The sequence below is a fragment of the Allorhizobium sp. GW101-3B10 genome (assembly GCF_059424725.1).
Window position 1 is genome coordinate 2,653,834 of sequence record NZ_JBWKZR010000001.1, and the last position, 26,717, is coordinate 2,680,550.

The following is a 26,717-nucleotide window of genomic DNA, read 5'->3' on the forward strand; positions in this document are numbered from 1 at the left end:
TCGAAGCGAACGCACGAAAACATCGTTACATTGCTATTTTAGAGTCCTCGTAACAACTGCTTAAGGCCGACGTGATTGTATTCGCGGAAACACAACCTCACACACGGCCATGCTGACAAAGCTGCAGAACAAGATTCTCGAGATGATTGCCACGGGCGTTCCGCTCGGGGAGACGGTCGACCTCCTGTGCCGCACCGTCGAAGAGATCGTCCCCGACATCGTCTGTTCGGTGCTGGTGCTCGATCAGCAGAACCGGCTGCGCCACCTTGCCGGCCCCTCGCTTCCCGCCCACTACGCCGCAGCGATCGACGGCGTGCAGATCGGCCCCGGCGTCGGATCGTGCGGCGCGGCGGCCTTCACCGGCAGGCCGGTGACGGTCACCGACATCGCCACCCACCCCTTCTGGGCCGACTTCAAGCATCTCGCCCTGCCGCTCGGGCTCGCCGCCTGCTGGTCGACGCCGATCATCGGCACGGGAAAGGTGCTCGGAACCTTCGCCTTCTATTTTCGCACGCCGCGTGGCCCATCCGAGATCGAGCAGAAGATCGTCGAAGCCTGCGTGCATCTCTGCGCCATCGCCATCGAGCGGGACCAACGCATCACCGAACGGCGCCGGCTTGCCGAAACCGATGCGCTGACGCAACTGCCCAATCGCGGCCGGTTCAACGACGTGGTGGCCTCGCAGGACCAGAGTGATTGTCCCTGGGGCGTGCTGCTGGCCGACGTCGACAATCTCAAGCTGATCAACGACACCTTCGGCCACCGGGCGGGCGACGACCTGATCCGCTACGTGGCGGCCCGCATCGCCTCCGTCGGCGAGGCCGGCATGAGCTTTCGCCTCGGCGGCGACGAATTTGCCGTCATCGTCACCGGTGACGAAAGCAAGAATCTCTCCGCGGTCGCCGCCCGGGTGCTGGAGGCGATCAGGCTGCCCTGCACCTGCTCCGACCATGTGATCTATCCCTCGGTCACGCTCGGCGGCGCCGTGGCGATGGCCGGCGACAGCGCCGAACAGGTGCGCCAGAACGCCGACTATGCCCTCTATCATGCCAAGGAACGGGCGCGCGGCAACTATATCGAATACGTGCCGGGCCTCGGCACCGCGATCGTCAAGCGTTTCCGGGCGATCCAGGACGTGACCGAGGCGCTGCGCGAAGACCGCATCGAGGCCTATTACCAGCCGATCGTCGAACTGGCGACCGGCCGGATCGTCAGCCTCGAGGCGCTCTGCCGGATGAAGACCCACAAGGGAGAGATGATCTCGGCGGCGCATTTCCACGAAGCGACCAAGGACGCCAACATCGCCTTCGAACTGACGCGGCGCATGCTCGGCCGGGTCGCCGCCGATACGCGGCGCTGGCTGGATGCCGGGATCGACTTCGGCCGGGTCAGCGTCAACCTGTCCGCCGCCGACTTCTACCGCGCGGGCCTCGCCGACCGGGTCGCCTCCAGTTTCGCCGAAGCGGGCGTGCCGTTGAAGAAGGTCACCGTCGAAGTGACCGAAAGCGTCTATCTCGACCAGCGCGACCAGATCGTCGCCGAGCAGATCCAGGACCTGAGGACCGCCGGGATGAGCGTTGCGCTCGACGACTTCGGCACCGGTTTCGCCTCGCTGACCCATCTGCTCACCGTGCCCGTCGACGTCATCAAGATCGACAAGTGCTTCGTGCAGCGCATGGTCAACGACCGGGCCGGCGCCGTCATCATCAAGGGGCTGATCGACATCGCCAAGGGCCTCGGCATCGGCGTCGTCGCCGAGGGCGTGGAGACGGCGGAACAGGCCGAATCGCTCTACCGGCTCGGCTGCGCCAACGCCCAGGGCTATCTCTATTCGCGGGCGATCGACCGCTCGGACATTTCCACGCTCATCAAGGAGCGCCGCATCATCGGCACCCCGCTCGGGATAGCCGAAGCCCCCCTCAGCGTGGCCGGCTGACCAGCCGGGGAACGGACTGAACACGTCTGCCTGGTCGACGCCCCCCGATCAGCGGCTCGCCAGCAGTTTCGCCGTTGCCGCCCGGACATCGCCGAGGTGGGTGAAGAGCGCGACGTGTTCCCCTTCCGGGATCGCCAGCAGATGCGCCTCGGCCAGGACTTGGCCTATCCTTTCCGCATGGGCAAAGGGCACGACGCGGTCGGCCTTGCCGTGGATCACCAGGACCGGCGCCCTGACGGCCCCGATCGGCAGCGCATCAATCGCCGCGCAACTGGCAGTGTCGTTCAGCAGGCCGGGCATGCGATGGTTCAGCCGGGTCATGGTCGAGCGCTGCAGGGCGCGGACCAGTGGTCCGGCCTCAGGATCGGCAAGCGTGCGGCGGCGCAGGTCGGCGTCGAGAATCGACTGGCGGATCGCCCGTTCCGGCGCGAAACGGCCCATCGCCGCCATGATCCAGCGAACCGGGGCAAGGCGCGTCATCTTCACCATGGCCTCGAACCTGTCCTGGTATTCCGGCGGGATGGTCAGCGTTCCGCTGCAGGCCGAAACGAGGATCAGCGAACGGCATTTCTGCGGATGGCGCGCGGCGAAATGAATGGCCGAAGGGCCGCCGCCGGACACGGCGATGACATCGGCGGCCGCGATGCCCAGCCGGTCGAGCAGCGCGGCAAAGAGGTCGGCCTAGGCCTCCGGCGTCTTCGCCGTTTCGAGCGGCGTGCCGAGATAGCCGGGGCGCGACGGGGCAAGGATGCGCCGTCCTGCCCAGTCGGAAAGACCGGCCATGGCGAGCAGCAGCGCCTGGTCGTAACCGCCCATGGCGCCATGCAGGCAAAGCAAGGCATCGCCCTCTCCCGTATCGACATATTCGAGCGGACCGGCCGGCAGGTGGCAGACCTCGGGGCGCACCGCATCGAGCCGTGCCTGAACCGGTAAGGCGGACAGTGGATTGTGCGGCATGCGCTTACCCCTCGACCGAAGACGGGACGGAACGATCGACGGCGGCCGCCGCCACCGTTGCCGGTGCCCCGCTCCCCCGGATCAGCGCCAGCGCATCGGGCGGCGGGCGGCGTTCGACCCGGCGGTAGCTGCGGCAGTCGGCCGTGCGCGACAGCAGCCTCATATTGACCATCTCGCGGCGAACGAGCGCGTGGTCGCCGAAGGCATGATGGCGCTTCAACAGGTCGTTGACCTGGCGCTCGGTCATCTCCACTTCGGCGGGGAAGAAGGACCACAGCTTCCACAGGCAGAGCGCCTGAAGATTGGTCTTGCCCGGCCAGCGCAGCAGGACGTCAGCCACGTCGAAGCAGCGCGCCGCGGTCTCGACGCGCCGGAAGTCGACTTCCGGCTGCGGCTCCGGGGCCGTGGCGAGACGGGTTTCGGCGGTGCGCGAGGCCTTCAGGTGCTGGTAGTTGCGAAAGCCCGCCGCGCGCGACAGGATGTTGAGGATCTCGACATGGCCGGGCGTTTCGCTCCGCGCTTCGAGTTCCCGCTTGATGGTCCTGGCAAGCGCCGACAGATCGGGCGCCTCATAGGTATGGATTATACGCGACATCGTCACTTCCTCGATATCGTGCCCTGGCGAACCAGAAAAGCCGGTGGTCACCGTCTTCCGACCAGGCACGGGAAAAGTGGCTGTCGGTTTTCTTCAGAGAAAGTCAGGTTTAGCTCCCCTTGCGGGGCGGTGACGCCTGGGTGAACTGCGGACCCATGCCCCATGCGATAAGATTTCGCCGCCGCGAAGTCAACATTGGCGCCGGCGGTCATCATCGAAATTCATGGCCGGATCACCGATCCCCGGCTTTTCATCGGTGCTCGCGACCGATAGCCTTCCGGCAAATCAATCGGAGGATCCCTTTCATGCTGAAGATCTATGGCGTCTACAAGTCGCGGGCGACGCGCACCTTCTGGCTCGCCGGCGAACTCGGGCTGACATTCGAGCATGTGCCGATCATCCAGGCCTACAAGCTCGCCGACCCGATGGCGCCGGGGGTGAGAACCAATACCCGCTCGCCGGAATACCTCGCCGTCAATCCGATGGGGGCGATCCCGGCGATCGACGACGACGGGCTGAGGCTCTATGAGAGCATGGCGATCAACCTCTACCTCGCCAAGAAGCACGGCGGCCCGCTGGCGCCGAAGGATCTCGCCGAGGACGCGCTGATCACCCAGTGGTCGTTCTTCGCCGTGACCGAAATCGAGACCAATGCGCTGAAGATCTCCATGGCCAATGCGCAGGGGCGGCTTGCCACCGAGGCCGGACAGGCCGAGGCGGAGGTCGTGTCGCGCCTGCTGAAGCGACCGTTCGGCGTGCTGGAAAAGCATTTCGCCGCCAATGATTATGCGGTGGGCGGACGCTTCACCGTCGCCGACCTCAACCTCGCCGAGGTGGTGCGCTACGGCCAGCCCTACCAGCCGCTGATGGACGAGCATCCGCACACCGCCGCCTGGCTGAAGCGCTGCCAGGAGCGCCCCGCCTTCAAGGCGATGTGGCAGACGCGTCTCGACGAACAGGAATAAGCAGGCGCTGGCGCGTCGCGGGCTCACGCCCGCGGCCGTCTCCCGTGACCGGGCGGTCGCCTCAGCGCAGCCGGGTCATCTTGTAGTCGCCCTTGCGGATATGCAGGTGGTAATAGGTGCCGGGCGATTCTGAGGTGATCAGGGTCTGGTAGATGGTCTCCGGAACGCCGTCGATCTCGTAGACGCCGCCCTTGCGCAGCTCCACTTCGAGCCGCAACGCTTCCGGATCATAGTCCACCGCGGCGATTTCGCGCGACGAAAGCGTAATCCTGCTCATACACGCACCTCATGCACATCCGGAACGGTCTTGCGGTGTTCGTCCTTGCAGTCGATGCCCTCAATTGTGCATCGCAGCATTCAATTGTCAATTGCAAAGCGACAACCGGGAGGCCGGTTTGCGGCTTGCGCGCGGACCTGATCGCGCTAGGCTGGACGAAGAACAAGATCGAGGAGACCCCATGCGCCCGTTCCATCTGGCCTTTCCCATCACCGACATCGAGGCGACGCGGCATTTCTACGGCACGGTGCTCGGCTGTCGCATCGGCCGGGAAAGCCCCGGCAAGTGGATCGATTTCGACCTGTTCGGGCACCAGATGTCGGCGCATCTGAGGCCGGAGATGCCGAAGGACACGGCCAGCGGCGCGGTCGACGGCGACGTGGTGCCGATCCCGCATTTCGGCGTGATCCTCGCCATGGGCGATTTCCTGGCGCTGGTCGGGCGGCTGGAGGCCGACCCGGACACGCGCTGGGGTCTGAAGCCAAAACTGCGCTTCGAGGGGCAGGCCGGCGAGCAGCGCACCCTGTTCATCTTCGATCCCTCCGGCAATGCGCTGGAGTTCAAGGCCTTCAACGACGACGCGGCGATCTTTGCCGTCTGACGTCTCCTGCCCGCCGGGCCGCAGCGCGGTTCGGCGATCCCGGGAACGGTGGCCCCTCCCCTGACGCGGAGGGGCCCGCCCGATGGTGGTGATCACGGCCCACCCGTTTCAGGCGCAGCCGGGCACGTCCTCCAGCCGGTACCAGACGGGAATGCCGCGTTCCGTGGCGATGCGCACATCGTTGTCCGCCCCCTTCGAGGCGCCGGGCAGGCGCAGCACGCCTTCGCACAATTGCAGCAGGCGCCCCGCCACCGGGTGAAAAATCTCTTCGTAGAGATCGTCGCCGATCGTCTTGCCGCCCGCGGCGTGCCAGACCGGCAGCGCCACCCATTCGCCGATCATCGGCACGTGCCCCGCCTTAAACAGCGCGTGCGACGGCGCCTCCAGCCGTTTCAGGTTCTCCGCCATCTTCACCGGGTCGTCGCCGGTGCCGGAGCGATAGGGGCCGGCAATCAAAATCAGCATGCGTTCATCTCCCATGGTTTGTCCGACCTGCATCCTGCAGGCCTGCACGATCTTGCGTGATCCTGCTGGATTGTCGAATCCATTCGCGTATTATCGTGAATATTCCGGAACGAACACGCAGGAACACGTTATGCTCGGCAGCCAGCGCAGGACGCATATCCTCGAAACCCTGAGAACCGAGGGCCAGGCGCTGGCGGGCGCGCTGGCGCGGGAACTCAACGTGTCTGAAGACACGATCCGCCGCGACATGAACGAGATGGCGGCGCAGGGACTGCTGAAGCGGGTGCATGGCGGGGCGCTGCCTGTTGCCCCCGATCTGCCGGACCTCACCGCCCGGCGCAGCGTGGCGAATGCGGAAAAGGCGGCGCTTGGCGCGCGGGCGGCCGCCCTCATCGCGCCGGGGCAGATGGTGTTCCTCGACGGTGGAACGACGACGGCGGAGATCGCCCGGCATCTGCCGCGCGACATGCCGCTCGTCATCGCCACCCATTCGCCGACGATCGCCGCCGATTTCGAGCACCATGCCAAGGTCGAGGTGATCCTGATCGGCGGGCGGCTCTACAAGCATTCGATGGTTGCGGTCGGTGCCCGGGCGATGGCGGCGATCGACGCGATCCGCCCCGACATCTTCTTCCTCGGCGTCACCGCCGCGCATCCACGCCACGGGCTGTCGACCGGCGATTTCGAGGAGGCGGCGATCAAGCGGCACATCCTCGATGCCAGCGCGAAAACCTATGTGGCGGTGACGGAGGAAAAGCTCGACGCCGTCTCCCCCTGCCGCATCGCACCGCTCGGCGCCATCACCGGGCTGATCGTGCCGGCCGGAATCGAGGCGGAGAGACTGGCGCCCTATCGCGAGGCCGGGGTGGCGGTAGTGACCGATTGAGTGTCACCGGAGCCGGTTGGCACCTTTTCCGCCGTCGCGACCCTTTCCGCTCCGCGCCTATCCACGGGCCGCAAAAAACAACCTCTGCGAGATTTAGCATATCGGCTTATTGACAGGGGTCGACGCCTGACCAACCATGAGACGCGCATTTTTGACGAGGACAGGGGATGCGGCAGGCTCGGGAATCAGCAGGCGTATCGTTCTTCCCGCAGCACCCGGTCGGCATCCGGGCCCTGCCCCGCCTCCCATTGCTCTTGGCCGCCATTCTCACCCTGGCCTGCGTGCTCATCGGCTCACCTGCCCCGGCCCTCGCGCAATCGGCGCGATCCGATGACAGTCAGATCGTTGAGAAGATTGAAGTCGTCCTGCTCAATCCATCGCCGGATGCAACCGTCAATCAGCGGGTTTCGGACCTGATCCGCAGGAGCCTCAACCTGTTTCCCGGCATGACGTTCAACCGGACGGAAGTTCAGCTGGCCCTCTCCAGAAGCACCCGCCAGGCCGCCATCGCCGACGCACAACTGGAAGTGACGCCGGGCTCTGCCGGCGGCGTGATCGTCACGATCAGGGCGCAGCTGGGAGACAAGGTCTCGCGCGAGGATCGCGGCTACCTTCTCACGGGCGAAACCGGCGACCTGCCCGTGCTGTTCGACCGGGACGGGACCATCATCGTCGGCAAGCTCGAAGCCCTGACCATGCTCTATGGCAATGTCGACGCCTGGTACGGACGGCCTGACCTGTTCCTGGCGGGTAACCCGCTCGTCTCCGGGGAAACGGCCGGGAAGGGCGCCAGCGGATGGGCCGAAGGCTTCGTTCACACCGGCCTCTACGGGCTGACCCCGCTTGGCGAGGATGTCTATGCCTATGGCGGGCTGAGCACCATTCTCAGCGCCTCGGCCGGCACCGAGCTCTTCACCGACGAAAGCCGGTACCATCTGGCGATCGAGGATGCCTATCTCGGCCTGGTCGGCGGCGAGACGTTCGAGACCGGCGATCGCCTGGTGTGGAACGTGTCGGCAGGGCGCAAGCGCTACGCGATCGGCGACAGCATGATCATCGGCAACACCGCCTCGAACGGCGACGAGCGGGCAGCCCTGCAGTCCAATCCGCGCTGGGCCGCCGACATGCTGGTGCTCGGTCAGCTGCGCTACAACACCAGCCTGGCGGAACTGTTCTACCTCGATCCGGACGAATTGCCGGAGGTCGATTCCCGCACGCGGATGGCGGGGATCAACCTCGAGACCGACATCGGCGCAGGTTTCAGTCTCGGCGGCTCGTTCATCAAGGTTCTCGAATCCGACTATGCCTATTATGCCCTCACCGCACCGGACCCGGCCTCCGCGACGCTTGGCCGCGAAGGTCTGCAGGTCTACGACGCGCGGCTGCGGTGGAAACAGCCGAACGGGCAATTCTTCGCCAGCGCGGAATTCGCCGTGCAGCGCAACGACGATTTCGACATGTTCGCAACGGCGCTGGCGGGCGAGGTCGGATACCAGTTCCAGGAACTGCCCTGGACGCCGGTGATCAGCTACCGCTACGCGCAATTTTCCGGAGACGACCCCGCGACCGCGCGCTTCGAGCGGTGGGATCCCCTGCTTTCGGGCGGCAACGGGGAACAGTGGGTGCAGGGCATCAACCATTTCAAGCTGTTTCAGGACAGCAACCTCGTGACGCATCGGATCCAGATGCGTCTGCGGCCAAACCCTAAGGTCGAACTGGTCCCGCAATTCTGGATCTTCACGGCCGACAGCGCGACGAATCTCGGCGGCAACCCGGCGCTCTCCTTCCTGGGGTCCGAGGAGCTCGGCTACGAGGCCAACCTGACGGCCAAGTGGTTCATTTCGCCGCAAGTGATGCTGCAGGGGCATGTGGCGGCGACCTTTCCCGGCGAGGCCGCGCGGGACGCCGCCTCCGGCGATCTCGATCCGTGGTGGAGCGCCATGGCGTTCCTGCGCGTCGCATTCTGATTTCAACCTGGTTCTGCGAGGAGGAAGTGACATGGATAGACGGGATCTGCTGAAGGGAATGACGCTTGCGGCAGGCGCGGTCGCCGCGAGCACCGCCATCGACGGCGTCGCCGAGACGGCTGCCAATGCGCAACAGGCGGCGGGGCGGCCCGAGGGCAATGCGGTCGTCGACATCAAGCCGGTGGACAGCGCATTCTTCATCTCCGACCGTTTCGCCGGCAGGACCTTCATCGTGACCGGCTCGGCGCGGGGCATGGGCAAGGCGGCGGCGATCCGCCTGGCGCGGGAGGGCGCCAATGTCGTCGGCGTCGACTGGATCAAGGATCTCGGCGAGGAGACCAACGCCGCCATCCTCGCCGGCGGCGGCAAGGCGGCCTTCGTCTACGGCGATGTCGGCGACCCTGCCGTCGCCGACCAGGCGGTGGCGGCCGCGGTCTCGCAGTTCGGCAGGCTCGACGGCGCCTTGAACAATGCCGGCGTCATGGACGGCGTCTATTCGGGCGACCCCATCGACTTCGACAAGCAGCGCGACCTGATCTTCGCCCGCATCCACGAGGCGAGCGACGCCTATTGGGAAAACGTGTTCAAGACGAATGCCACGGGCATGTTCTACTGCATGCGCGCGCAATTGCGGCAACTGGTCAGCCAGGGCAGCGGCGGGGCGATCGTCAATGTCGGCTCGATCGCCGGCATGACCGGCCTTGCCGGAAATCCCGCCTATGTCGCCAGCAAGCATGCCGTCACGGGGCTGACCCGCAACGCGGCGATCGACTACGCGCCCTATGGGATCCGGGTGAACTCCGTCAACATGGCGGCGACGGATACGCCGATGGTCGCCCGGGCCGGCGAACTCGTGGCGCTGTCGGCCCAGGCGACCTCGGGGCCGGCCATGGGACGCCTGAAGATCGACAGCATCCTTGCCTATACCGACAAGAAGCACCGACCGGCGACCGTTGCCGAGCAGGTCGGCATGATGCTCTTCCTGCTCTCCGACGAAGCCTCCAACTTCACCGGCGGCATCTACGCCACCGACGGCGGCTGGACCGCCTATTGACGGGTGCAAGGGGGAGTTGGGCGCGCGTGACATGCCTGTCGCGTGGCGGGGCGGCGGAGGATTGGCTTGAGGAGCGCGCCAAGTTTCCCGCCATCGTCACCGACGTCCTGCTTTCGGCCTGCCCTCCTACTCTGGCCTCCCCTCCCCAACCCCTCTCCACAAGGGGGAGGGACTAAACACCGTAGCCGCGGCGCCCACCGCGATTCCTCTCCCCCCTTGTGGGGGAGATAGCCGGCAGGCCAGAGGGGGTTTGGTTCGGCGTACTGGGGGGTGATGGGGCGGAGGCCGGCAGCAGATTTTTGGTCACGCCGGGCTCTCGCGCGAGACGAGTGGTGTTGCCCCCGCTTGTTCGTGGTAGGCATGCCTCGTTTCAGCATCGCAAAGCAGAAGGAGTCAGCCGTAATGAAGTGCCTGCGCATCTATGCCAGCCCGGATGGCGAATCGCATTTCGACGAAGTTGAATTGCCGACGACCAAGATTTCGGTGCACCCCGACGCCGTGTCGTTCAACGTTACGGCCAGCTATCCGGCGTCGCGCGTCCGCTTCACCCATATCCCGGCGGGCATGCGCGAGGTTGCCTGGCATACGGTTCCCGAGTCGGTCCTTACGATCAGGCTGGATGGCTCGGTGGAATACGAGACGAGCGACGGAGAGGTGCGCCACGTTCAGGCGGGCAGCTTCGTGCTCGTCGAAGACACGCACGGCAAGGGCCACCTGTCACGCCATTCCCCAGAGGCACAGACCGTCATCTGGATCTCGCTGCCAAACAGCCTCGATTTGCCGCCTGCGTAGTCTGCCCGCGTATCGGCCGGCTCAGCCTTCCGTCTCCCCCTTGTGGGGAGACGGAAGGCCAGAGGGGGCTTTTCTCGGGCGTAGAGGGGATTTTGGGGCGGAGGTTGGCAGCGGCAGATTTTTGGCTCGAAGGGAGCCGGTAGCGATCACGACGTGCGTGACGGCTTTGCGCCCATCCCGGCCCAACAGGCAGGCACAGCCACTTCCTAAGAGCAGTAGAGCAGTCGCTGCCCGGGTCGCCTTTCCGACCCGTACTATCCGCCCATGCTGGCAAGCAATTCGTCCAGCTGGTCCAGCTGTTCCGGCAATGCGACGGCCGAACCTTCTATGGCGTCCTCGAGCGCCTCCCTGGACGGATAGACTTCGTGGAAATGCAGCAGCGTCTTCCCATCCTGTTCCTCGAAGGTCACGGTCGTGACCGCGCCTTCTTCGCCCTCGTCGTTGGTCCAGACGATGCGTTCGTTTGGCACCACTTCGAGATATTTGCCGTAGAAGGCCATGGTGTCCGAACCGCCGGTGCCGAATTCCAGCCGATATTTGCCGCCGGTACGGACGTCCATTTCACAGGATACGAGCGAAATGCCGGATACCGATTTCGGCAGCCACCAGCGCTGGAACAGTTCTGGCTGGCTCCATGCCCTGTAGACCATGCTCGGCGGCGCATCGAAGATCCGCGTAATCACGAGTTCGCGATCGCCTCTGCGCTCGACTGAGGCGCGGTTCGGCGCACCACCGGCATTCTCAATCTGCTCATTCATCGCTTGCCTCCCGTTTCATTTCGCTGATGATCTCGTCCAAGGCTTCGAAGCGGGCCTCGAAGAGCCTGCGATGCGCCTCGATCCACTCGGCCTCGGCCTTGAGGCCGCGTTTCCCAAGCCTGCAGATTCTCACCCGTCCCACCTTCTGCGTGATGACGAGCCCCGCCCGCTCGAGGACCTGAACGTGCTTCTTCATGCCGGTCAGCGTCATCTGGAACCTGTCCGCGAGACTGGTGATCGACGCGTCCCCGCGCCCAAGCTGGTCGATGATCCCGCGACGGGTCGCATCGGACAGAGCCGCAAAGGAGAGATCGAGGGTGGGGCTTAGATACTGAACCATGTAGTTCAGTTTTTACTCTACACCCGCGAGAAGCGCAAGGGTCTCGAGCTTTCCTGCAGTACGCCGGACATTCAAGTCATGGACTGCGGCGGCGTCAGCTGACCTCATCCCGAAAGCAGTCCACCCTTGCAGCCCGTTGTGACCATTGCCGGTTAATACGCGCAGCAAAAACGATCGGCCCATTCCGCCCGCTGTCGGTTGCGGGGCCGAACGGGCGGCCCTCCAACCAGCCTCAGTCGAACAGCGCGTCCGTCACCCGCGTGTCGCTTGGCGACTTTCAGCCCTTTGCGGTTATCGGCTGTATTTCACGACGTACTCGCCAGCGATTGGCCCGCTCGTCCAAGGACCAAGGCCGCAACCCGCATCAATCTCGTTGAGCTGCCTCTGAACGGCATCCTCCAGTCCATCCAGCAAGGACTGATATCGTTCGATAACACCGAATTGCGACCATCGTGATCGATTGAACCCATTCTCGAAGTGATTGTAATAGATTACAACTTCGCCAACCAGTGCCACGACCCAGCAAGGGCCGTAGCCACTCAGCTCCCATTCTTCCGGCATCCGTTTGATAACGTCCCACAGTTTACGCTGTCTGAAAGACATACGGATCCAGCCATCATTGATATGGTCCCAAAGCAACTCTTCCGGGAAACGCATGCTTGTCCTCATCCTCAGCAGCAATGCAGTCGGCGGATCAACTTATTGCTTAGGGAAAAATGTGGCGACGTTCGCAATTGGCGCATTCCGTCCGTTGCGGGGACGAGTCCACCGCGCCCCAACCCCCTCACCCAAACAACACGTCCGTCACCCGCACGTCGCCGACATGCAGGCCGTTCCAGTTGCGCATGGAGTGGTTGGCCATGGCCATCAGGGCGGCGTGCTCGGCGGTGTCCTTGTCGAAATGGCGGGCGAGAAGGGCGGCGATCATGCTTTCGGCGGCGCGGCTGGAGCCGTCCTCGCATTTGACGGCAAAGGACAGGCCCTTTTCCGGCAGGAGGGCGCAGAACACGCCCTCGGCGCCGGTCTTGGCGAAGATCTTGCCCGGGGCCACCTGCATCAGCCGGGTGCAGAAGCGTTTCGTGCCGGCGACGTAGAAGGGCTCGGCCATGCAGGCCTCGATCAGGCGCCTGGACGCGGCGGCCCGCACCGGCTCCAGCCCCTTGCCGGTCGCCATCTTGCCGAAGCCGCGGGCAAGGGCCACGAGCGGCACGGCATAGGTCGGGATCGAGCAGCCGTCGGTGCCGCAATTGTCGCGGCTGAGCGGACTACCGGTCAGGTTTTCCATGATGCCGCGGATTTCCGCCTGCAGCGGGTGGTCGTAGCCGGCATAGCCGCGCGGGTCCTCACCCGAATGGCAGCAGGCGCAGACGAAGCCGGAATGCTTGCCCGAGCAGTTGTTGTGAAGCGCGGTCGGCTTTTCCAGCGTGCGGGCCTGATGGATCAGCACCGGCTGTTCGAAGGACCAGTGGGCGCCGCATTCGAGCACGCTTTCATCGCGTCCGGCGGCCTTCAGCATCGAGGCGGCGAGCGCCACATGCTCGTCTTCGCCGGAATGCGAGGAGCAGGACAGCGCCAGTTCCTTAGTTCCGAAGCCATAGGCATCGGCCGCGCCGCTTTCGACGAGCGGCAGGGCCTGCATCGCCTTGCAGGCCGAGCGGGGAAAGGTCGGCGCGTTGATTTCGCCGGCGGAATAGACGATGGCGCCGTCGCCATCCACCACCACGGCCATGCCGCGATGGCGGCTTTCGACGAGCTTGCCGCGGGTGACTTCGACGGTGACGGGATTTTCCATGGCTGGTCTCGACAGGTTACGTTTCGTTCCCGTCCATAGACCAAACCGGGGCGCGATCGGCAAGGGATCGCAAAGGGATCAGCAACAAAAAAGGGCCGCGCGAGGCGGCCCTTCCATGAGTCTGGTCCCATAACGGACCCGGATCACGCGGCTGATCCGTAGCAAGGCGAGGTCAGGCCGAGGGCTGCCCCGTCGAGACCATCGTCTTCGCCAAGCCCGTCATGCAAACCGAAATCTCACTAGACATTCGATCACCTCCCTTTCGTTCGTTAACACTGAACGGGAGATGGGCGTCGGGGACCATGGTTTCAAGGGGTGTCGATCAGAACGCTTCGCTGGAGAAAGGGGCGGTGCGCGGCGGCAGCGCCTCGACGTCGATATGGTCGGGCGCCAGACCCGCCCTCGCCCGCGCGGCCATGGCGTCGTATGCGCGCTCCAGATGGCGGCAGAAGCGCTCGTTGTCGAACAGCGGCGCGGTGAAGCGGGCCGCGTCGAGGCGTGACGTGAGGGCGGTCAGCGCGTAAGGGTCGCGGGCCAGCATCACCGCCTTGTCGACGAAGTCGCGGTCCGTCTCGGCAATCAGCTCCGGCACGCCGATCGCGGTCAGAAGGCTGGCCGATACCCGGCTGGCGAAGGTCCTGCCCCTTGTCGCCAGCACCGGCAGGCCGGCCCACAACATGTCGGAGGTGGTCGTATGGCCGTTCCACGGCCGGGTGTCGAGCGCGAGGTCGGCGAGCGGGATGCGGCTGATATGCTCGGCATAGGGCCGGTTCTCGGCAAAGATCAGGCGCGCCGGATCGATGCCGCGCGCCTGCATGGCGGCGGTGAAGTTGCGCCGCGCCTCGGGCGAGCGGCAGAGGATCCATAAAAGCGAGTCCGGCACGGCGGACAGCACCGCGACCCAGAGCGACAGCGTGCCGGGCGTGATCTTGTAGCTGGCGTTGAACGAGGCGAAGACGAAGGCGTCCTCCGGCAGGCCGGCGTCGCTGCGCTCCATCGGCTGCGGCCGCGGGCGGGTGCGCCAGTTGTTGGCCTGGTAGGTCTCGGGCAGGCGGCAGAGCTTTTCGGCGTAGAAGGGTTTGCTGCTGTCGGGGGTTATGATCGGATCGGTGATCGCATAGTCGAGATCGACACCGGTGACGGAGCCGGGGAAGCCGAGATAGGTGACCTTGACCGGCGCGTCGGAGAGATTGACGATGCCGAGACGGGCCCCCATCGTGTGGCCCTTGAGGTCGACCAGGATGTCGGTCCGGCGCTCGGAGATCAGGGCCGCCGCCGCCTCGTCGGAGAGGTGACCGACCGGAACGATCCGGGCGCGCAGGTGCTCCGGCCAGGCGGCCTGCTGGGCGGCGGAATGGCGCTCGGTATAGCAGAACAGGGTGACGTCGAACCGCTCGAGATCGTGGGCGGCCATGGCCTCGAGGAACAGCGTCATCGTCGCATGGCCGTGGAAATCGTTGGACAGGTAGCCGATGCGGATCTTCTCGCCGGCAGCGGAGAAGGCCCGGCGGGTGCGGCCGGTCGCCGACGGCAGGGTCGCGGCATAGCTCGACGCTTCCTGGCTCGGGCGGGCATTGAGCGCCTCGTCGTCGCACCAGAGGATGCGACCAAGCGCCGGCTCGCGCGCCATCAGGCCGGCGGCAAAGGGCGCGTCCGGCCGGCGCATCAGTGCCTCGTGGCGCTCGATGGTGGGGAAATCGAGCACCTCGCGGGCGACGGCGAATTTCGAGACATTGAGGAACAGGTCGTCGGGGCGGGTCAAGAGCGCCCGGTCGAGTTCGGCATAGAGGGCATCGAACCGGCTCATCAGCCGATGATGATTGACGATCAGCGCCATGTGCCGGTCGTTGCCGCGATCGAGCCGTTCCAGCATCGGGTCCATGTCGCCCCAGCGGCCGCGGGTGAAGAAGGCGCTGGCGACCGTGAAGGCCAGTTCCGGTTCCGCGGGGTTCAGCTTCACGGCCCGGACGCCGACGGCAAGCAGCAGATCGGTCAGGCCGGCCGCCTGGGCGAGCGTCACGGCAAGCTTCAGGTAACCGGCGGCCGCCTTGTCGTCGGCCTTCTCCGCCGCGCGGGCAAAGGCCTCGGCGGCGGCCGAGCGATTGCCGGACTTGAACTGGATATTGCCGATCAGCGCCAGCAGGCCGGGATGGCTGGCGCCGCCTTCAGCCACGGCCCTCTCGGCGAATTTCAGCGCCGCGGGCAGCCGCCCGGCCTGATATTCCTTCAGCGCCTGCTCAAAGCTCTTCTTCATGGCCTTCGCCTCCATCCGTCGCCGGCAGGCTTACGGATCGACGGTTGCACGAAACTGGCGCTCGGGGGAATGGGGTGGGCTCCCGCGTGGACAAAACTGGATCAGGTGTAGCTACTGTCAATCATAGTAGCCACGAACAAAAACGATAATGCTCTCAGGAGGGGAATCCGGCTCATCCTCAGCTGATGGAGCCCATCCACCAACTCCCAAATTCCGTGACGTAAACCCGTCACTCTCAATAGACACTTCTGGGTCTAGCTTCGCTATCTGCTTGATTAAGTCTGCGAATCCTAAGCCAAGAAGATTAATACCATTCAGGACAGGCTCAGCCGGTTCGGCGAACTCTACAGAATCTACCCGTTGATTTTCGCCGAAATAAACAAAACACTGAATTTCTGTAAAATAGTCACAAGGATATGCATCCTGCACGTTTCGTTTGAAACTATCAAATTCCGCTCCAAGAACGGAACGAACTTCACTTGGGGTCATTCCGAATCTAATTGGCCCAGATCCCTCATGGCTATGTATTTCAAATGTAATTCTATTGCTCATACTCCAATATCCTTATCGGTGCAGGAATGAGTATATGCTGGCCACTGCCCGTGTTGAAGCCAGCGAACGGGAGTGAGCTATCGCTCCCCAGCAGACGCCTGACAGTCCTATAGACTTGCTTTGCCACGTATGACCACATCGGGCCGAAAATGACTGTTACTGGCGTCGCTTCATAATCCCGGAGAAGCGGCACACGGATGGGGCCGTCGGAAACGCCTCCTGCCCTTACCCCAGCCTGAGCACGATCTTGCCGATATGCTGCGAGCTTTTCATCAGACGATGCGCCTCGACAACCTAGCCGAACAGTAGCACGGTGTGGATGATGCGGAGACTAGGCCGGCTTCCAGGAGCGGCCAGATTTCATCGAGCCCGTGGTTTAAACTTCGGCTATCCCCTTACCTACAAGCCCAGAAGGTATAATTGTGAAATTGGAGATAGACGAACTGCGCGAATTCCTGGATCAGCACTCCGATGACGAAATTAGAAACGCCATCGTCGCTGAAGATTTTTCGGGCCTGGTCCATTTGCCAGCCGGCGTGCGACAAGCGCTTGCAGGTAATCCCGATGATATCTGGACCGATATCTGGTGGTATGTCGATATCAGGAACGAAGTGAGGCTTGATGACTTCCCATGCCTGCATATCGCCTATGCAGCGAGTGCAAAGGCAGGTTTTCTAATTGGCCAATCGCATGGCGTGTTCGCAATGGGCTCCAATGAAAAGCGGACCGAAGGAATTGTGATTGCCTTTTGCCCGTGGTGCGCCAAGCCTCTCAATGTGAATGCCCGGAATCCTCTCAGACTGGCTTAGAACAAGCTGTCCGCTAGAGACTGTCCCGGCGCATCGCTCCCAAAGCGTCAAAAGCTAAAGCGAATGGCCAGTTCGGCAATCGCAGGGTTGGTGAACTCAACAACGGGATCATCGGTCTTGTCGTGTTTGCGATGGTATTCCCCCGCGTCGAAAGCTTCGTAGATTTCGAAGAACGGCTCCGGCACCTCGTTCTTACCAGATCCGAACCCTTCCTGCACTCCGGACCAAAGATCATTCATCACGCCGTCGCAGAAGGTGTAGCTTAATTCGCCCCTATGGTACCCCTTCGCAATCTCCAGTGCCGCACTATTGTAGAAGTCCCAATCATTGCACTCTCCCGCCCATCGCATGATGTCCGCGCGTGTGAGGCGTCGCGGGCTTTGGTCTATCGCGAACTGCAGGAACTCAGACATCGCTCTCATCCTTCCTTTAAGCGAGGCGCTTGACCGTGAGGTTCGGTCCACCGTATCGGCGACGGCGCAGCGTTGGTAGTTGGGCGCCAGGAGCGGTCACCCCGCCGCAGGTGCAACGGTCAAGATTCGCCTGGCTCGGAATCACGGGCAAAGCACCGAACCAGCGCAAAAACGGGTTCAAACCTGGTGAGAACATCCAGGCAGGCACCGCCCGTAACAAATCGGTAGTGCACCGCATCACTGTTTAGATCTCGGTAGAATTCAGATTGCGAGAGAAATAGGCGGCTATTTTCGACGCGATAGGCAAAATGGCGTGGCTTGAGGCCGCTGACTTCGATGCCATACTCTTCGATGGAAAGCAGAAGTTCGTCCTGGACTCGCACAATGTCTGCGTCACTGAAGTGAACTTTCAGCAGATCGTCACCAAATGGCAGAGAGAAGTATGCGGTGAGAACCTTGCCCTCGCCAAAGTAACTATGACGAAGATCATAAAGCTCCATGCCAGTGCACGAGAAATTTTGGAAGACGTCAATTGGAATGTAGCGCGTCGACATCATGCTCCCCGGCGTGAACCCCGACAATATTGACTGCGTCTGAATATTCAACACGGAAGCCGCTTCGGGGCCGATTGCTGAGCCGCAGCAATGATCGTATACGGTCAGCTGCCTTGCTCCATCGGCGCTATTGGGCAACGCCGCTACCATGGCGACGCCCCCGCCCTCACCCCAGCCTGAGCACGATCTTGCCGATATGCTGCGAGCTTTCCATCAGCCGGTGCGCCTCGACGACGTCGTCGAAGGGCAGGACGGTGTGGATGACGGGGGCGACGGTGCCGGCTTCGAGCAGCGGCCAGACCTCGGCGACGAGTTCGTCGCGGATGCCGCGTTTCTCCTCGGCGGTACGCGGGCGCATGGTGGAGCCGGTGACGGTCAGGCGCTTGACCATGATCGGGCTGAGGTCGACCTTGTCGGCGACGGCGCCGCCGAGGAAGGCGATGATCGACAGGCAGCCATCCTTGGCGAGACAGGCGAGGTTCTTCTGGAAATAGGCGGCGCCGATCATGTCGAGCACGGCATCGACGCCACGCCGATCCGTCTCGGCCTTGATCACGTCGACGAAATCCTCGTTTCTGTAGTTGATCGCGCGCCTGGCGCCGAGATCGACGCAGGCCTTGCACTTATCGTCCGAGCCGGCCGTGGCGAAGACCTCGGCGCCGAAGGCCTTGGCCAGTTGGATCGCGGTGGTGCCGATGCCCGACGTGCCGCCGTGAATTAGCACGGTCTCGCCTTCGGTCAGCCCCGCCATCTGGAAGAGATTGGCCCAGACGGTGAAGAAGGTCTCCGGCAGGGCCGCGGCCTTCACGGCGTCAAAACCCTTCGGCCAGGGCAGCGCCTGGCCGGTGGGAACCGCGCAGTATTCGGCATAGCCGCCGCCATTGGCGAGCGCGCAGACCTTGTCACCGATGGCGAATTCGGTGACGCCTTCGCCGAGCGCCACCACCTCGCCGGCGATCTCCAGCCCGAGCACGGGGCTTGCATCCTTCGGCGCCGGATAGGTGCCCTGGCGCTGGGCGACATCCGGGCGGTTGACGCCGGCGGCTTCGACCCGGACCAGGATCTCGCCGGGCCTCGGCGCCGGCAGCGGACCGGTGGCAAGGGTCATGACCTCGGCCGCGCCGAAGGACGGCAGGTCGACGAAACGCATGGAGGCGGGAAGCGGCATGGCGGAACTCCTATCACTCGCGTCGGAGGCTTCCGACATAGGGCATGGCCCGCGATCTGGAAAGGAGGCTCATGACGCGGCGGGCGGTCGAGGCCCATGCCAGTCGTGCTCTCAGCGCCCGGAATAGAGGTCGATCACCAGGCCGCTGTCGCTGCTCTTCGCCTTCTTCTTCAGCTCGGCGATCTCCGACGACACCCGATTGACATCGTCGATCACCAGGCCCTGCGGCAGTTCGAGCACGCCGATCGAGCATCGCATCAGCGGGAATTCGCGGTCGCGCCCGTGGCGGTCCTGGCCCTGGATGCGCCCCGCCGCGCGGTCGTCCTCGGAATAGAGCTCGACCACGTCGTCGTGGAAATCGGACAGAAGGCGGTCGAGGATTTCGGTCAGTTCATCGCGCGTCCAGTCGCGCAGGCCGATGAAGAAATCGTCACCACCGACATGGCCGAGGAAATCGCCCTCGGCGAAGAAATAGCGCCTGAGCAGAGCAGCGAACAGCGAGATGGCGTGGTCGCCGCTCTGGAAGCCGTAATGGTCGTTGAACGGCTTGAAGTGGTCGAAGTCGCAATAGCAGAAGAAGCGGCAGTCGTCGCCGTCGCGGGCGAAATCCTGCATCAGGTCGCGGATGGCGCGGTTGCCGGGCAGTCCGGTCAGCGGGTTCTGGTCCTGCGCGGTCTTCAGCTGCTTTTCGTTGATGATGCGGATCAGCGAGGCGGCCGAGACGACGCCGGCATAGCGCATGTTCTCGGTGAGGATCACGCAGTCCGAGCCGTCCATGTTGGCGAAGATCGACATCAGTCGCTCGGCATCGGCGTCCAGCCCGACGATCGGCGCACGCTCGACGAAATGCGAGATCGACCGCTCGTAGACCTTGTTCTTCAACAGGTCGCGACCGAAGGGCTGGTAGATGAATTCCTTCAGATGGAACTCGTTGATGATGCCGCGCGGCTCGCCATTGGCGTTGAGCACGGGGAAGAAGGACTGGCGCGGATTGCGGCGGAAGAGATCGAAGACGCTGTCGATGCTCTCGTGCTCGAACACGGTCGGCATGTGCTCGATCTGCCGGCGGATGAGGATCTCGTCGAGCGACTGGGCGCTGCGGCGCACCTTGCCGACCTCCTGGAGATGGGGAAAGGAGGGCTTCAGCTCGCTCATCAGCGTGGTCGGACGGGCGATGAACCAGCCCTGCACCAGGTCGACGCCAAATTCGCGGCAGGCGATGAATTCGGCCTCGGTCTCGATGCCCTCGGCAATCACCCGAACGCCGAGCACATGGCAGAAGTTGACGATGTTCTTGACCAGGTGGCGCTTGCGTGGATTGCCGTCGAGGCCGGCGATGAAATGGCGGTCGATCTTCACATAATCGAGCGGATAGTCGCACAGCAGCTTCATCTCGCCGTGGCCGACGCCGAAATCGTCGATCGCCAGCTTGAAGCCGGATTTCCGCAGCCGCGCCACAAGGCCGGCGAATTCCGGCACGCTGGTATTGTCGAAGCGCTCCGACAGTTCGAAGCAGATCGACGACGGCGGAATATTGGCCTGGCGCAGGTGCTGCAGCACGCTGTCGATCAGTTCGTCGCCGCGGGCGATCAGCCGGACGTCAAGGTTGAGAAAGAGCGTGGTGTCGGAAAAGTGCGGCAGGGTCGCGAACTTTGCGAGCGCGCGGCTTGCCACCATCTGCTCGAGCGCCACCAGATGACCGGCGGCGGCGGCCTGGTCGAGCAGGTCCAAGGGGCTGTCGAAGCCGATCCGGTCGTGGCCGCGCATCAGGCTCTCGTAACCGAACACCGCGCCGGTGCCGACCTCGACGATCGGCTGCAGGGCATTCTCGACGACGAGCTTGGCAAGGGTCAGCAACTGGTCATTGGCGAAACGGCGCAAGATGCCTGTCTCCACCGCGGCGCCCGGAACCATGATCTTTCTCCAAAATCCAATTGTTTTTTATGCCGGCGAGGTTGCCCTGCAAATCGTCAAGAAAACCTTTCCGCAGTGTGAAGGTTTGATGAAGGTTACGTGTCATGTGCCGAGGGAGCGCACACCGGTGTGCCATGACCGCCGCGGCACGCCCGGCCGACTGTGTCGGGCGGGCGGTCGAACGGCTGACGTGCGATCAGACGAACATCATCAGTACGGCGTAGCCGACGGTGACCATCACCAGGCCGACCACCAGCATTGGCAGCAGGGAGCTGCCGCCGTCGATCGGCTGGGCCGTCAGGGTTTTCGGGGCGTCGCTCTTCGGGGTCTCGACCATGAGTTTTCTCCTTGGGTCAGGGCGTGGATGGGTCGGGCATGGTATCCGGTGAAAGGCGCGCGGCGTCACCGGCCGCAGTGACCGCCGCCGTCTTGCGGCGATAGGATCGGCGCGGCCTTGGCGGCGCGTCGGGCAGGAAGGCAGCGAAGGCCGTGGGGGCGAGGACGATGTCGGCGAGCGTGTAGCGATCCAGCGTCGACAGGAAGGCGCCGATCGCTTCGCCCAGCATGCCCGAAAGCTTGCAGGTCCGCGTCAATATACACTGGTTGCCGGTGGCAAAGCACTCGACGACGGCAAAATCCGGCTCCGTCAGCCGCACGACATCACCGATGCGGATCGTCTCGGCGGACCGGGCGAGGACCAGACCTCCCGATCGTCCGCGCATGGCGGTGAGGAAACCGCCGCGCGTCAGCGTGTTGGCGACCTTGTTGAGATGGGTCCGCGATACACCGAAGGAACGCGACGCCGCCTCGATCGTGAACGGCTTCTCGCCGCTCGAGGCCGCGAACATCAGCATGCGCAGGGCATAGTCGGAAAAACTCGTCAGGCGCATGGCCGGGCTCTCCCGTGCGGCTCTGCTGCCCCGCCTCCCGCCCCGGTCACAGCGCATCCTCGGCAATCGGCTGAATGTTGAGCGCGTTCTCGCCGCGATGGAAGGCGATCGCCAGGCGAAAGCTGTGGGCGATGCGCAAGGCCCTGCTCATGAACAACTGCGCCACCTCGGACGGGCAGAGCCGCCGCACGGTGGCGCGAAACAGCGAAAGCCAGCGGCGGAAATGCCGCTCGTCGAGACCGGGGATCACCAGATGCGGCGGCAGTGGCCGGCCGTCATAGCGCGACGTGCGCAGAAGTGTCGCCGACCAGAAATCGCACATCTTTTCGAGATGCCGCGGCCAGGCCTCGGCGGCAATCGCTTCTGAGAAGACCGGACCCAGCAGATCGTCGCGCAGGATCTCGTCGTAGAAACCGTGGACCACGGCGCGCACCATCGACTCGTCCAGGAGTTCGGGCAAGGGAATGCCGTCAATAACGATGGTCCTGTCGATCCGGCTTTCTTCGATCAACCGCCTGCCCGCCTGTCTTCCCTAAGAATGAGATTTCGAACCTGCGCTACAAAAGATAGATTGTCAATCTATGTTTAAATCGTCACGCGCCGACGGCCGGCGTTTGCAAGTGACCGGGATGTGTCGCAAACGGAACGGAATGTGACCCCGGTAAAAGGGGACTCTGGTCCAAGGCCCGCTTATATGCTTGGCTCACCGAAGAATTACCGAGCCATTGCCAGACCGGGGTCGATCATGCGCGCACAGCCGAAAGCCTCTCACTTCATCGACGGGGAGTATGTCGAGGATACCGACGGCACCGTCATCGAGAGCATCTATCCCGCCACCGGCGAGGTGATCGCCAAGCTGCATGCCGCGACCCCGGCCATCGTCGAACGGGCGATCGCCTCTGCCAAGCGGGCGCAGAAGGAATGGGCGGCCATGAGCCCCATGGCGCGCGGCCGCATCCTCAAGCGCGCCGCCGAGATCATGCGGACGCGCAACCGCGTGCTTTCGGAGCTGGAAACACTCGACACCGGCAAGCCGATCCAGGAGACAATCGTCGCCGACCCGACCTCGGGCGCCGATGGCTTCGAATTCTTCGGCGGCATCGCGCCGACCGCGCTCAACGGCAGCCAGATCCCGCTGGGCGGCGACTGGGCCTATACCAAGCGCGTGCCGCTCGGCGTCGTGGTCGGCATCGGCGCGTGGAACTACCCGCAGCAGATCGCCTGCTGGAAGGGCGCGCCGGCCCTTGCCGCCGGGAACGCCATGGTGTTCAAGCCGTCGGAAGTGACTCCGCTCGGCGCGCTGAAGATCGCCGAGATCCTCATCGAGGCGGGCCTGCCGAAGGGCGTCTACAACGTCATCCAGGGCGACCGCGACACCGGCCCGCTGCTGGTTTCTCATCCCGATGTGGCCAAGGTGTCGCTGACCGGCTCGGTGCCGACCGGCCGCAAGGTGGCGGGCGCCGCCGCCAGCCAGCTCAAGCACGTCACCATGGAACTCGGCGGCAAGTCGCCGCTGATCATCTTCGACGACGCCGATGTCGAGAGCGCGATCTCGGGAGCCATGCTCGCCAATTTCTATTCGACCGGCCAGGTCTGCTCGAACGGCACCCGCGTCTTCGTGCACAAGGCGATCAAGGAGAGGTTCCTCGTGCGCCTCAAGGAACGGACCGAAGCGATCGCGATCGGCGATCCGCAGGACGAGGCCACCCAGATGGGGCCGCTCGTCTCCTGGGCGCAGCGCGAGAAGGTTCTGGGCTACATCGCCAAGGGCAAGGCCGAGGGCGCTACCCTCGTCACCGGCGGCGGCATTCCGAACAACGTCTCGGGCGAAGGCTATTTCGTCCAGCCGACCGTGTTTGCCGACGTGACCGACACGATGACGATCGCCAGGGAAGAGATCTTCGGGCCGGTGATGTGCGTGCTCGACTTCGACGACGAGGCGGACGTGATCGCACGCGCCAACGCCACCGAATTCGGGCTGGCCGGCGGCGTCTTCACGGCGGACTTCTCCCGCGCCCATCGCGTGGTCGACGAACTCGAAGCCGGGACGCTCTGGATCAACACCTACAATCTCTGCCCGGTGGAAATCCCGTTCGGCGGATCGAAGCAATCCGGCTTCGGACGGGAAAACTCGGCGGCGGCGCTGGAGCATTATACCGAGTTGAAGACGGTCTATGTCGGCATGGGCAAATGCGAGGCGCCGTATTGATTTTCCTCTTCTCCCCATCGGGGAGAAGATGCCCGAAGGGCAGATGAGGGGGCCATAGAGGCTTTGCCTCCCCCTCATCCGGCTGCCGCCACCTTCTCCCCGTTGGGGAGAAGAGGGACAACGGCCGGCGCCGTATTGAGATCCTTCTCCCCCTTGGTGGGGGGAGAAAGCAAAATCAACAGTTTAGCGAAGCTAAATGTTAGATTTTGCAAGTGAGGGGGCACCCTCACCTGCGATTTCTAGCACTTAGCTGACGCTAAGATGCTGAAATCGCTTCCTCTCCCACAAGGAGAGAGGCGGCGCAGGGGGCTAGGACATGAACAGCGCAGACTACATCATCATCGGTTCCGGCTCGGCGGGGTCCGCCATCGCCTATCGCCTGTCGGAGGACGGCAAGCACACCGTGCTGGTGCTGGAATATGGCGGGTCGGATGTCGGGCCGTTCATCCAGATGCCGGCGGCACTGGCCTGGCCGATGAGCATGAAGCGCTATAACTGGGGCTATCTCTCCGAGCCCGAGCCGAACCTCAACAACCGGCGCATCACCGCGCCGCGCGGCAAGGTGATCGGTGGCTCGTCCTCGATCAACGGTATGGTCTATGTGCGCGGGTCGGCGGAAGACTATACCCGCTGGGAGGAGGCCGGCGCCAAGGGCTGGGGCTATGCCGACGTGCTGCCCTACTTCAAGCGCATGGAAAACTCGCATGGCGGACAGGATGGCTGGCGCGGCACCGGCGGGCCGCTGCACGTCCAGCGCGGGCCGGTGAAGAACCCGCTGTTCAAGGCCTTCGTCGAGGCGGGCAAGCAGGCCGGCTTCGAAACCACGGACGACTATAACGGCGAGAAGCAGGAAGGCTTCGGCCTGATGGAGCAGACCATCTGGAAGTCGCGCCGCTGGTCCGCCGCCAACGCCTATCTGAAGCCGGCGCTGAAGCGACCGAATGTCGAACTGGTGCGCTGCTTCGCCCGCAAGATCGTGATCGAAAACGGCCGCGCTGTCGGCGTTGAGATCGAGCGCAATGGCAAGATCGAAGTGGTCAAGGCGAACCGCGAGGTGATCGTCGCCGCCTCGTCGTTCAACTCGCCGAAGCTGCTGCTGCTCTCCGGCATCGGGCCGGCCGCGCATCTGAAGGACATGGGCATCGAGGTGAAGCTCGACCGGCCCGGCGTCGGCGCCAATCTGATGGACCACATGGAATTCTATTTCCAGCAGGTCTCGACCAAGCCGGTCTCGCTCTATTCCTGGCTTCCGTGGTTCTGGCAGGGGGTGGCCGGCGCGCAATGGCTGTTCTCCGGCACCGGGCTTGGCGCTTCCAACCAGTTCGAAAGCTGTGCCTTCGTGCGCTCTGCGCCGGGCGTCAAACAGCCCGACATCCAGTATCACTTCCTGCCGGTGGCGATCTCCTATGACGGCAAGGCGGCGGCCGACAGCCACGGTTTCCAGGTGCATGTCGGCTACAACCACTCGAAGTCGCGCGGCAGCGTGACGCTTAGGTCTTCCGATCCGATGGCCGATCCGGTGATCCGCTTCAACTACATGAGCACCGAGGAAGACTGGGTGAAGTTCCGCCACTGCGTGCGCCTCACCCGCGAGATCTTCGGGCAGCGGGCGTTCGACGATTATCGCGGCTCGGAAATCCAGCCGGGCGAGCATGTGCAGACGGACGATCAGATCGACGACTTCCTGCGCGAGCATCTGGAAAGCGCCTATCACCCCTGCGGCACCTGCAAGATGGGCTCGAAGGACGATCCCATGGCGGTGGTCGATCCGGAATGCCGCGTCATCGGCATCGACGGTCTTCGCGTCGGAGATTCGTCCATCTTCCCGGACATCACCTACGGCAACCTCAACGGCCCATCTATCATGACCGGAGAAAAGGCCTCCGACCACATCCTCGGCAAACAGCCCCTGCCCCGCTCCAACCAGGAGCCGTGGATCAATCCGCGCTGGCAGACGAGCGACCGGTAAGGCTCAGTGGTAATCGTCCTCGCGCTGGTGGCGGACGGCGGCGATCGTCACCGTTCCGCCGTCGTCCACCCGAAAAAGCACCACATAGCCGCTTGAGCCGAAAGGAACGACGAGTTCACGCAAGAACGGATCTCCTCCGCGAGCCTTTCGACAACTGAAGGGAAACCGTTCCAAGAACATCACGGCTTTTGCAATCGCCTCATAAGCGTGTACCGCCGTCTCTTCATCTCGATCAAGCAGATAGGAATAGAGCCGCCGCACATCTTCGCGCCCCTTTACCGACCACTTGACCGCGTAGATCATTTCACGGCGCTTTCCGCGCGCTTGGCATCAAGCATACCCTTCAGTTCGCTCAACACCTCTTCCGACGTGAAATAGATCCCCGTCCGTTCCGATTCCGCCAGCGACGCCAGCCCGCGGGCAATAAACTCGGCCTGGGTCTTGCGAAAATGGATCTGCGCCTTCACCGAGCTCTCGACGAAGGCGGAGAGGCTTTCCCCCTCCTCGAGCACGCTTTCGGCGGCAGCCCGCAATTCAGGGTCGACGCGGAGTGAGGGAAGCGTTGCGGTCTTCATGGAAGCCTCCTGCGTTGCAAATGCG

Annotated in this window: 29 protein-coding genes and 1 pseudogene; 10 read left to right on the forward strand and 20 right to left on the reverse strand. The window is 63.8% G+C overall.

From position 1 onward, the window contains the following. Positions 1-109 precede the first annotated feature (109 nt). Positions 110-1,936, forward strand: a complete 1,827-nt coding sequence (locus tag AC07Y0_RS13255; protein ID WP_498677952.1) for a putative bifunctional diguanylate cyclase/phosphodiesterase — start codon at positions 110-112, stop codon at positions 1,934-1,936. 48 nt (positions 1,937-1,984) lie between these two features. Here the strand turns inward: AC07Y0_RS13255 and AC07Y0_RS13260 are convergent. The 3 genes and pseudogenes from AC07Y0_RS13260 to AC07Y0_RS13270 all read right to left on the reverse strand — a co-directional run. Further along, a pseudogene (locus AC07Y0_RS13260) lies at positions 1,985-2,602 on the reverse strand (alpha/beta fold hydrolase); the annotation flags it as partial. 15 nt (positions 2,603-2,617) lie between these two features. Beyond that, positions 2,618-2,893 carry a hypothetical protein gene (locus AC07Y0_RS13265; RefSeq protein WP_498677955.1) on the reverse strand — a complete coding sequence of 92 codons (276 nt, stop codon included), beginning with the start codon at positions 2,891-2,893 and terminating at the stop codon, positions 2,618-2,620. A 4-nt stretch (positions 2,894-2,897) separates the two neighbouring features. Next, positions 2,898-3,488 carry a DUF2087 domain-containing protein gene (locus AC07Y0_RS13270; RefSeq protein ID WP_498677957.1) on the reverse strand — a complete coding sequence of 197 codons (591 nt, stop codon included), beginning with the start codon at positions 3,486-3,488 and terminating at the stop codon, positions 2,898-2,900. 305 nt (positions 3,489-3,793) lie between these two features. On the opposite strand from AC07Y0_RS13270, the gene AC07Y0_RS13275 reads away from it, so the two are divergent. Further along, positions 3,794-4,453, forward strand: a complete 660-nt coding sequence (locus AC07Y0_RS13275) for a glutathione S-transferase family protein (RefSeq protein ID WP_498677958.1) — start codon at positions 3,794-3,796, stop codon at positions 4,451-4,453. A 61-nt stretch (positions 4,454-4,514) separates the two neighbouring features. On the opposite strand, the gene AC07Y0_RS13280 is transcribed toward AC07Y0_RS13275, so the two are convergent. Continuing rightward, positions 4,515-4,730, reverse strand: coding sequence for a KTSC domain-containing protein (locus tag AC07Y0_RS13280; RefSeq protein WP_454744989.1), 216 nt, complete (start codon positions 4,728-4,730; stop codon positions 4,515-4,517). A gap of 181 nt (positions 4,731-4,911) precedes the next feature. Between AC07Y0_RS13280 and AC07Y0_RS13285 the strand changes: the two genes are divergently transcribed. After that, positions 4,912-5,331: a VOC family protein gene (locus AC07Y0_RS13285; protein ID WP_498677960.1), complete on the forward strand. Its 420-nt coding sequence runs from the start codon at positions 4,912-4,914 to the stop codon at positions 5,329-5,331. A 108-nt stretch (positions 5,332-5,439) separates the two neighbouring features. Here the strand turns inward: AC07Y0_RS13285 and AC07Y0_RS13290 are convergent, their stop codons facing one another. Then, entirely contained in the window at positions 5,440-5,796 is a 357-nt protein-coding gene (locus tag AC07Y0_RS13290; protein WP_028737007.1) for a hypothetical protein, read from the reverse strand. A gap of 130 nt (positions 5,797-5,926) precedes the next feature. Here AC07Y0_RS13290 and AC07Y0_RS13295 point away from each other — a divergent pair, with 130 nt between their 5' ends. The 4 genes from AC07Y0_RS13295 to AC07Y0_RS13310 all read left to right on the forward strand — a co-directional run bounded on the left by AC07Y0_RS13295 (position 5,927) and on the right by AC07Y0_RS13310 (position 10,495). Beyond that, complete coding sequence (locus AC07Y0_RS13295) at positions 5,927-6,682, forward strand: DeoR/GlpR family DNA-binding transcription regulator (RefSeq protein ID WP_498677963.1); 756 nt, start codon at positions 5,927-5,929, stop codon at positions 6,680-6,682. 167 nt (positions 6,683-6,849) lie between these two features. Further along, the gene (locus AC07Y0_RS13300; RefSeq protein ID WP_498677965.1) at positions 6,850-8,649 is read left to right on the forward strand and encodes an alginate export family protein; all 1,800 of its coding nucleotides are present in this window, start codon (positions 6,850-6,852) and stop codon (positions 8,647-8,649) included. Between the two features lie 31 nt (positions 8,650-8,680). Further along, entirely contained in the window at positions 8,681-9,703 is a 1,023-nt protein-coding gene (locus AC07Y0_RS13305) for an SDR family NAD(P)-dependent oxidoreductase (protein WP_498677967.1), read from the forward strand. A 402-nt stretch (positions 9,704-10,105) separates the two neighbouring features. Further along, positions 10,106-10,495, forward strand: coding sequence for a cupin domain-containing protein (locus tag AC07Y0_RS13310; protein WP_498677969.1), 390 nt, complete (start codon positions 10,106-10,108; stop codon positions 10,493-10,495). 254 nt (positions 10,496-10,749) lie between these two features. On the opposite strand, the gene AC07Y0_RS13315 is transcribed toward AC07Y0_RS13310, so the two are convergent. The 6 genes from AC07Y0_RS13315 to AC07Y0_RS13340 form a co-directional block, all read right to left on the reverse strand. Further along, the gene (locus tag AC07Y0_RS13315) at positions 10,750-11,253 is read right to left on the reverse strand and encodes an SRPBCC family protein (protein ID WP_498677971.1); all 504 of its coding nucleotides are present in this window, start codon (positions 11,251-11,253) and stop codon (positions 10,750-10,752) included. Then, entirely contained in the window at positions 11,246-11,593 is a 348-nt protein-coding gene (locus AC07Y0_RS13320) for an ArsR/SmtB family transcription factor (RefSeq protein ID WP_498677973.1), read from the reverse strand. Before AC07Y0_RS13320 ends, AC07Y0_RS13315 begins: the two co-directional genes overlap by 8 nt. 291 nt (positions 11,594-11,884) lie before the next feature. Then, the gene (locus tag AC07Y0_RS13325; protein WP_498677974.1) at positions 11,885-12,250 is read right to left on the reverse strand and encodes a hypothetical protein; all 366 of its coding nucleotides are present in this window, start codon (positions 12,248-12,250) and stop codon (positions 11,885-11,887) included. Between the two features lie 127 nt (positions 12,251-12,377). Further along, entirely contained in the window at positions 12,378-13,385 is a 1,008-nt protein-coding gene (locus tag AC07Y0_RS13330) for an asparaginase (RefSeq protein ID WP_498677976.1), read from the reverse strand. Between the two features lie 322 nt (positions 13,386-13,707). Beyond that, positions 13,708-15,639 carry an O-linked N-acetylglucosamine transferase, SPINDLY family protein gene (locus AC07Y0_RS13335; protein WP_498677978.1) on the reverse strand — a complete coding sequence of 644 codons (1,932 nt, stop codon included), beginning with the start codon at positions 15,637-15,639 and terminating at the stop codon, positions 13,708-13,710. Positions 15,640-15,756: 117 nt separating this feature from the next. Continuing rightward, entirely contained in the window at positions 15,757-16,191 is a 435-nt protein-coding gene (locus tag AC07Y0_RS13340) for a hypothetical protein (protein WP_498677980.1), read from the reverse strand. A 422-nt stretch (positions 16,192-16,613) separates the two neighbouring features. Here AC07Y0_RS13340 and AC07Y0_RS13345 point away from each other — a divergent pair, with 422 nt between their 5' ends. Further along, entirely contained in the window at positions 16,614-17,000 is a 387-nt protein-coding gene (locus AC07Y0_RS13345) for a hypothetical protein (protein WP_498677982.1), read from the forward strand. Between the two features lie 47 nt (positions 17,001-17,047). Here AC07Y0_RS13345 and AC07Y0_RS13350 read toward each other — a convergent pair whose 3' ends face one another. The 7 genes from AC07Y0_RS13350 to AC07Y0_RS13380 form a co-directional block, all read right to left on the reverse strand. Next, a complete protein-coding gene (locus AC07Y0_RS13350) occupies positions 17,048-17,413 on the reverse strand; it encodes a hypothetical protein (RefSeq protein ID WP_498677984.1) in 366 nt (121 codons plus the stop codon). A 119-nt stretch (positions 17,414-17,532) separates the two neighbouring features. Continuing rightward, the gene (locus AC07Y0_RS13355; protein WP_498677987.1) at positions 17,533-18,117 is read right to left on the reverse strand and encodes a hypothetical protein; all 585 of its coding nucleotides are present in this window, start codon (positions 18,115-18,117) and stop codon (positions 17,533-17,535) included. A 16-nt stretch (positions 18,118-18,133) separates the two neighbouring features. After that, the gene (locus AC07Y0_RS13360; RefSeq protein ID WP_498677989.1) at positions 18,134-19,135 is read right to left on the reverse strand and encodes an NAD(P)H-quinone oxidoreductase; all 1,002 of its coding nucleotides are present in this window, start codon (positions 19,133-19,135) and stop codon (positions 18,134-18,136) included. A gap of 111 nt (positions 19,136-19,246) precedes the next feature. Continuing rightward, positions 19,247-21,049, reverse strand: coding sequence for a bifunctional diguanylate cyclase/phosphodiesterase (locus AC07Y0_RS13365; RefSeq protein ID WP_498677992.1), 1,803 nt, complete (start codon positions 21,047-21,049; stop codon positions 19,247-19,249). A gap of 196 nt (positions 21,050-21,245) precedes the next feature. Continuing rightward, positions 21,246-21,386, reverse strand: coding sequence for a hypothetical protein (locus tag AC07Y0_RS13370; RefSeq protein WP_498677994.1), 141 nt, complete (start codon positions 21,384-21,386; stop codon positions 21,246-21,248). 16 nt (positions 21,387-21,402) lie between these two features. Then, complete coding sequence (locus AC07Y0_RS13375) at positions 21,403-21,939, reverse strand: RrF2 family transcriptional regulator (protein ID WP_498677996.1); 537 nt, start codon at positions 21,937-21,939, stop codon at positions 21,403-21,405. Between the two features lie 46 nt (positions 21,940-21,985). Further along, a complete protein-coding gene (locus AC07Y0_RS13380; RefSeq protein WP_498677998.1) occupies positions 21,986-22,450 on the reverse strand; it encodes a group III truncated hemoglobin in 465 nt (154 codons plus the stop codon). 234 nt (positions 22,451-22,684) lie between these two features. Between AC07Y0_RS13380 and betB the strand changes: the two genes are divergently transcribed. Continuing rightward, positions 22,685-24,148: a betaine-aldehyde dehydrogenase gene (betB, locus tag AC07Y0_RS13385; RefSeq protein ID WP_498678000.1), complete on the forward strand. Its 1,464-nt coding sequence runs from the start codon at positions 22,685-22,687 to the stop codon at positions 24,146-24,148. Between the two features lie 316 nt (positions 24,149-24,464). Next, a complete protein-coding gene (gene betA / locus AC07Y0_RS13390) occupies positions 24,465-26,117 on the forward strand; it encodes a choline dehydrogenase (RefSeq protein ID WP_498678002.1) in 1,653 nt (550 codons plus the stop codon). A gap of 3 nt (positions 26,118-26,120) precedes the next feature. On the opposite strand, the gene AC07Y0_RS13395 is transcribed toward betA, so the two are convergent. After that, on the reverse strand, positions 26,121-26,420 hold the full coding sequence (locus tag AC07Y0_RS13395) for a type II toxin-antitoxin system RelE/ParE family toxin (RefSeq protein ID WP_498678004.1): 300 nt from the start codon (positions 26,418-26,420) through the stop codon (positions 26,121-26,123). Continuing rightward, positions 26,417-26,692: a YlcI/YnfO family protein gene (locus AC07Y0_RS13400; RefSeq protein WP_498678006.1), complete on the reverse strand. Its 276-nt coding sequence runs from the start codon at positions 26,690-26,692 to the stop codon at positions 26,417-26,419. The genes AC07Y0_RS13395 and AC07Y0_RS13400 overlap by 4 nt, the downstream gene beginning before the upstream one ends. Positions 26,693-26,717: the final 25 nt, after the last annotated feature.

Excerpts from the sequence above, each read along its gene's own strand:
- AC07Y0_RS13340 (WP_498677980.1), bottom strand. The coding sequence starts at position 16,191 with ATGAGCAATAGAATTACATTTGAAATACATAGCCATGAGGGATCTGGG.
- AC07Y0_RS13370 (WP_498677994.1), bottom strand. The coding sequence starts at position 21,386 with ATGGTCGAGACCCCGAAGAGCGACGCCCCGAAAACCCTGACGGCCCAG.
- AC07Y0_RS13310 (WP_498677969.1), top strand. The coding sequence starts at position 10,106 with ATGAAGTGCCTGCGCATCTATGCCAGCCCGGATGGCGAATCGCATTTC.
- AC07Y0_RS13295 (WP_498677963.1), top strand. The coding sequence starts at position 5,927 with ATGCTCGGCAGCCAGCGCAGGACGCATATCCTCGAAACCCTGAGAACC.
- AC07Y0_RS13290 (WP_028737007.1), bottom strand. The coding sequence starts at position 5,796 with ATGCTGATTTTGATTGCCGGCCCCTATCGCTCCGGCACCGGCGACGAC.
- AC07Y0_RS13315 (WP_498677971.1), bottom strand. The coding sequence starts at position 11,253 with ATGAATGAGCAGATTGAGAATGCCGGTGGTGCGCCGAACCGCGCCTCA.
- AC07Y0_RS13365 (WP_498677992.1), bottom strand. The coding sequence starts at position 21,049 with ATGGTTCCGGGCGCCGCGGTGGAGACAGGCATCTTGCGCCGTTTCGCC.
- AC07Y0_RS13395 (WP_498678004.1), bottom strand. The coding sequence starts at position 26,420 with ATGATCTACGCGGTCAAGTGGTCGGTAAAGGGGCGCGAAGATGTGCGG.
- AC07Y0_RS13350 (WP_498677984.1), bottom strand. The coding sequence starts at position 17,413 with ATGTCTGAGTTCCTGCAGTTCGCGATAGACCAAAGCCCGCGACGCCTC.
- AC07Y0_RS13300 (WP_498677965.1), top strand. The coding sequence starts at position 6,850 with ATGCGGCAGGCTCGGGAATCAGCAGGCGTATCGTTCTTCCCGCAGCAC.
- AC07Y0_RS13360 (WP_498677989.1), bottom strand. The coding sequence starts at position 19,135 with ATGCCGCTTCCCGCCTCCATGCGTTTCGTCGACCTGCCGTCCTTCGGC.
- AC07Y0_RS13305 (WP_498677967.1), top strand. The coding sequence starts at position 8,681 with ATGGATAGACGGGATCTGCTGAAGGGAATGACGCTTGCGGCAGGCGCG.
- betA (WP_498678002.1), top strand. The coding sequence starts at position 24,465 with ATGAACAGCGCAGACTACATCATCATCGGTTCCGGCTCGGCGGGGTCC.
- AC07Y0_RS13280 (WP_454744989.1), bottom strand. The coding sequence starts at position 4,730 with ATGAGCAGGATTACGCTTTCGTCGCGCGAAATCGCCGCGGTGGACTAT.
- AC07Y0_RS13275 (WP_498677958.1), top strand. The coding sequence starts at position 3,794 with ATGCTGAAGATCTATGGCGTCTACAAGTCGCGGGCGACGCGCACCTTC.
- AC07Y0_RS13330 (WP_498677976.1), bottom strand. The coding sequence starts at position 13,385 with ATGGAAAATCCCGTCACCGTCGAAGTCACCCGCGGCAAGCTCGTCGAA.
- AC07Y0_RS13355 (WP_498677987.1), bottom strand. The coding sequence starts at position 18,117 with ATGGTAGCGGCGTTGCCCAATAGCGCCGATGGAGCAAGGCAGCTGACC.
- AC07Y0_RS13320 (WP_498677973.1), bottom strand. The coding sequence starts at position 11,593 with ATGGTTCAGTATCTAAGCCCCACCCTCGATCTCTCCTTTGCGGCTCTG.
- AC07Y0_RS13285 (WP_498677960.1), top strand. The coding sequence starts at position 4,912 with ATGCGCCCGTTCCATCTGGCCTTTCCCATCACCGACATCGAGGCGACG.
- AC07Y0_RS13265 (WP_498677955.1), bottom strand. The coding sequence starts at position 2,893 with ATGCCGCACAATCCACTGTCCGCCTTACCGGTTCAGGCACGGCTCGAT.
- AC07Y0_RS13375 (WP_498677996.1), bottom strand. The coding sequence starts at position 21,939 with ATGCGCCTGACGAGTTTTTCCGACTATGCCCTGCGCATGCTGATGTTC.
- AC07Y0_RS13255 (WP_498677952.1), top strand. The coding sequence starts at position 110 with ATGCTGACAAAGCTGCAGAACAAGATTCTCGAGATGATTGCCACGGGC.
- AC07Y0_RS13335 (WP_498677978.1), bottom strand. The coding sequence starts at position 15,639 with ATGAAGAAGAGCTTTGAGCAGGCGCTGAAGGAATATCAGGCCGGGCGG.
- AC07Y0_RS13400 (WP_498678006.1), bottom strand. The coding sequence starts at position 26,692 with ATGAAGACCGCAACGCTTCCCTCACTCCGCGTCGACCCTGAATTGCGG.
- betB (WP_498678000.1), top strand. The coding sequence starts at position 22,685 with ATGCGCGCACAGCCGAAAGCCTCTCACTTCATCGACGGGGAGTATGTC.
- AC07Y0_RS13270 (WP_498677957.1), bottom strand. The coding sequence starts at position 3,488 with ATGTCGCGTATAATCCATACCTATGAGGCGCCCGATCTGTCGGCGCTT.
- AC07Y0_RS13325 (WP_498677974.1), bottom strand. The coding sequence starts at position 12,250 with ATGCGTTTCCCGGAAGAGTTGCTTTGGGACCATATCAATGATGGCTGG.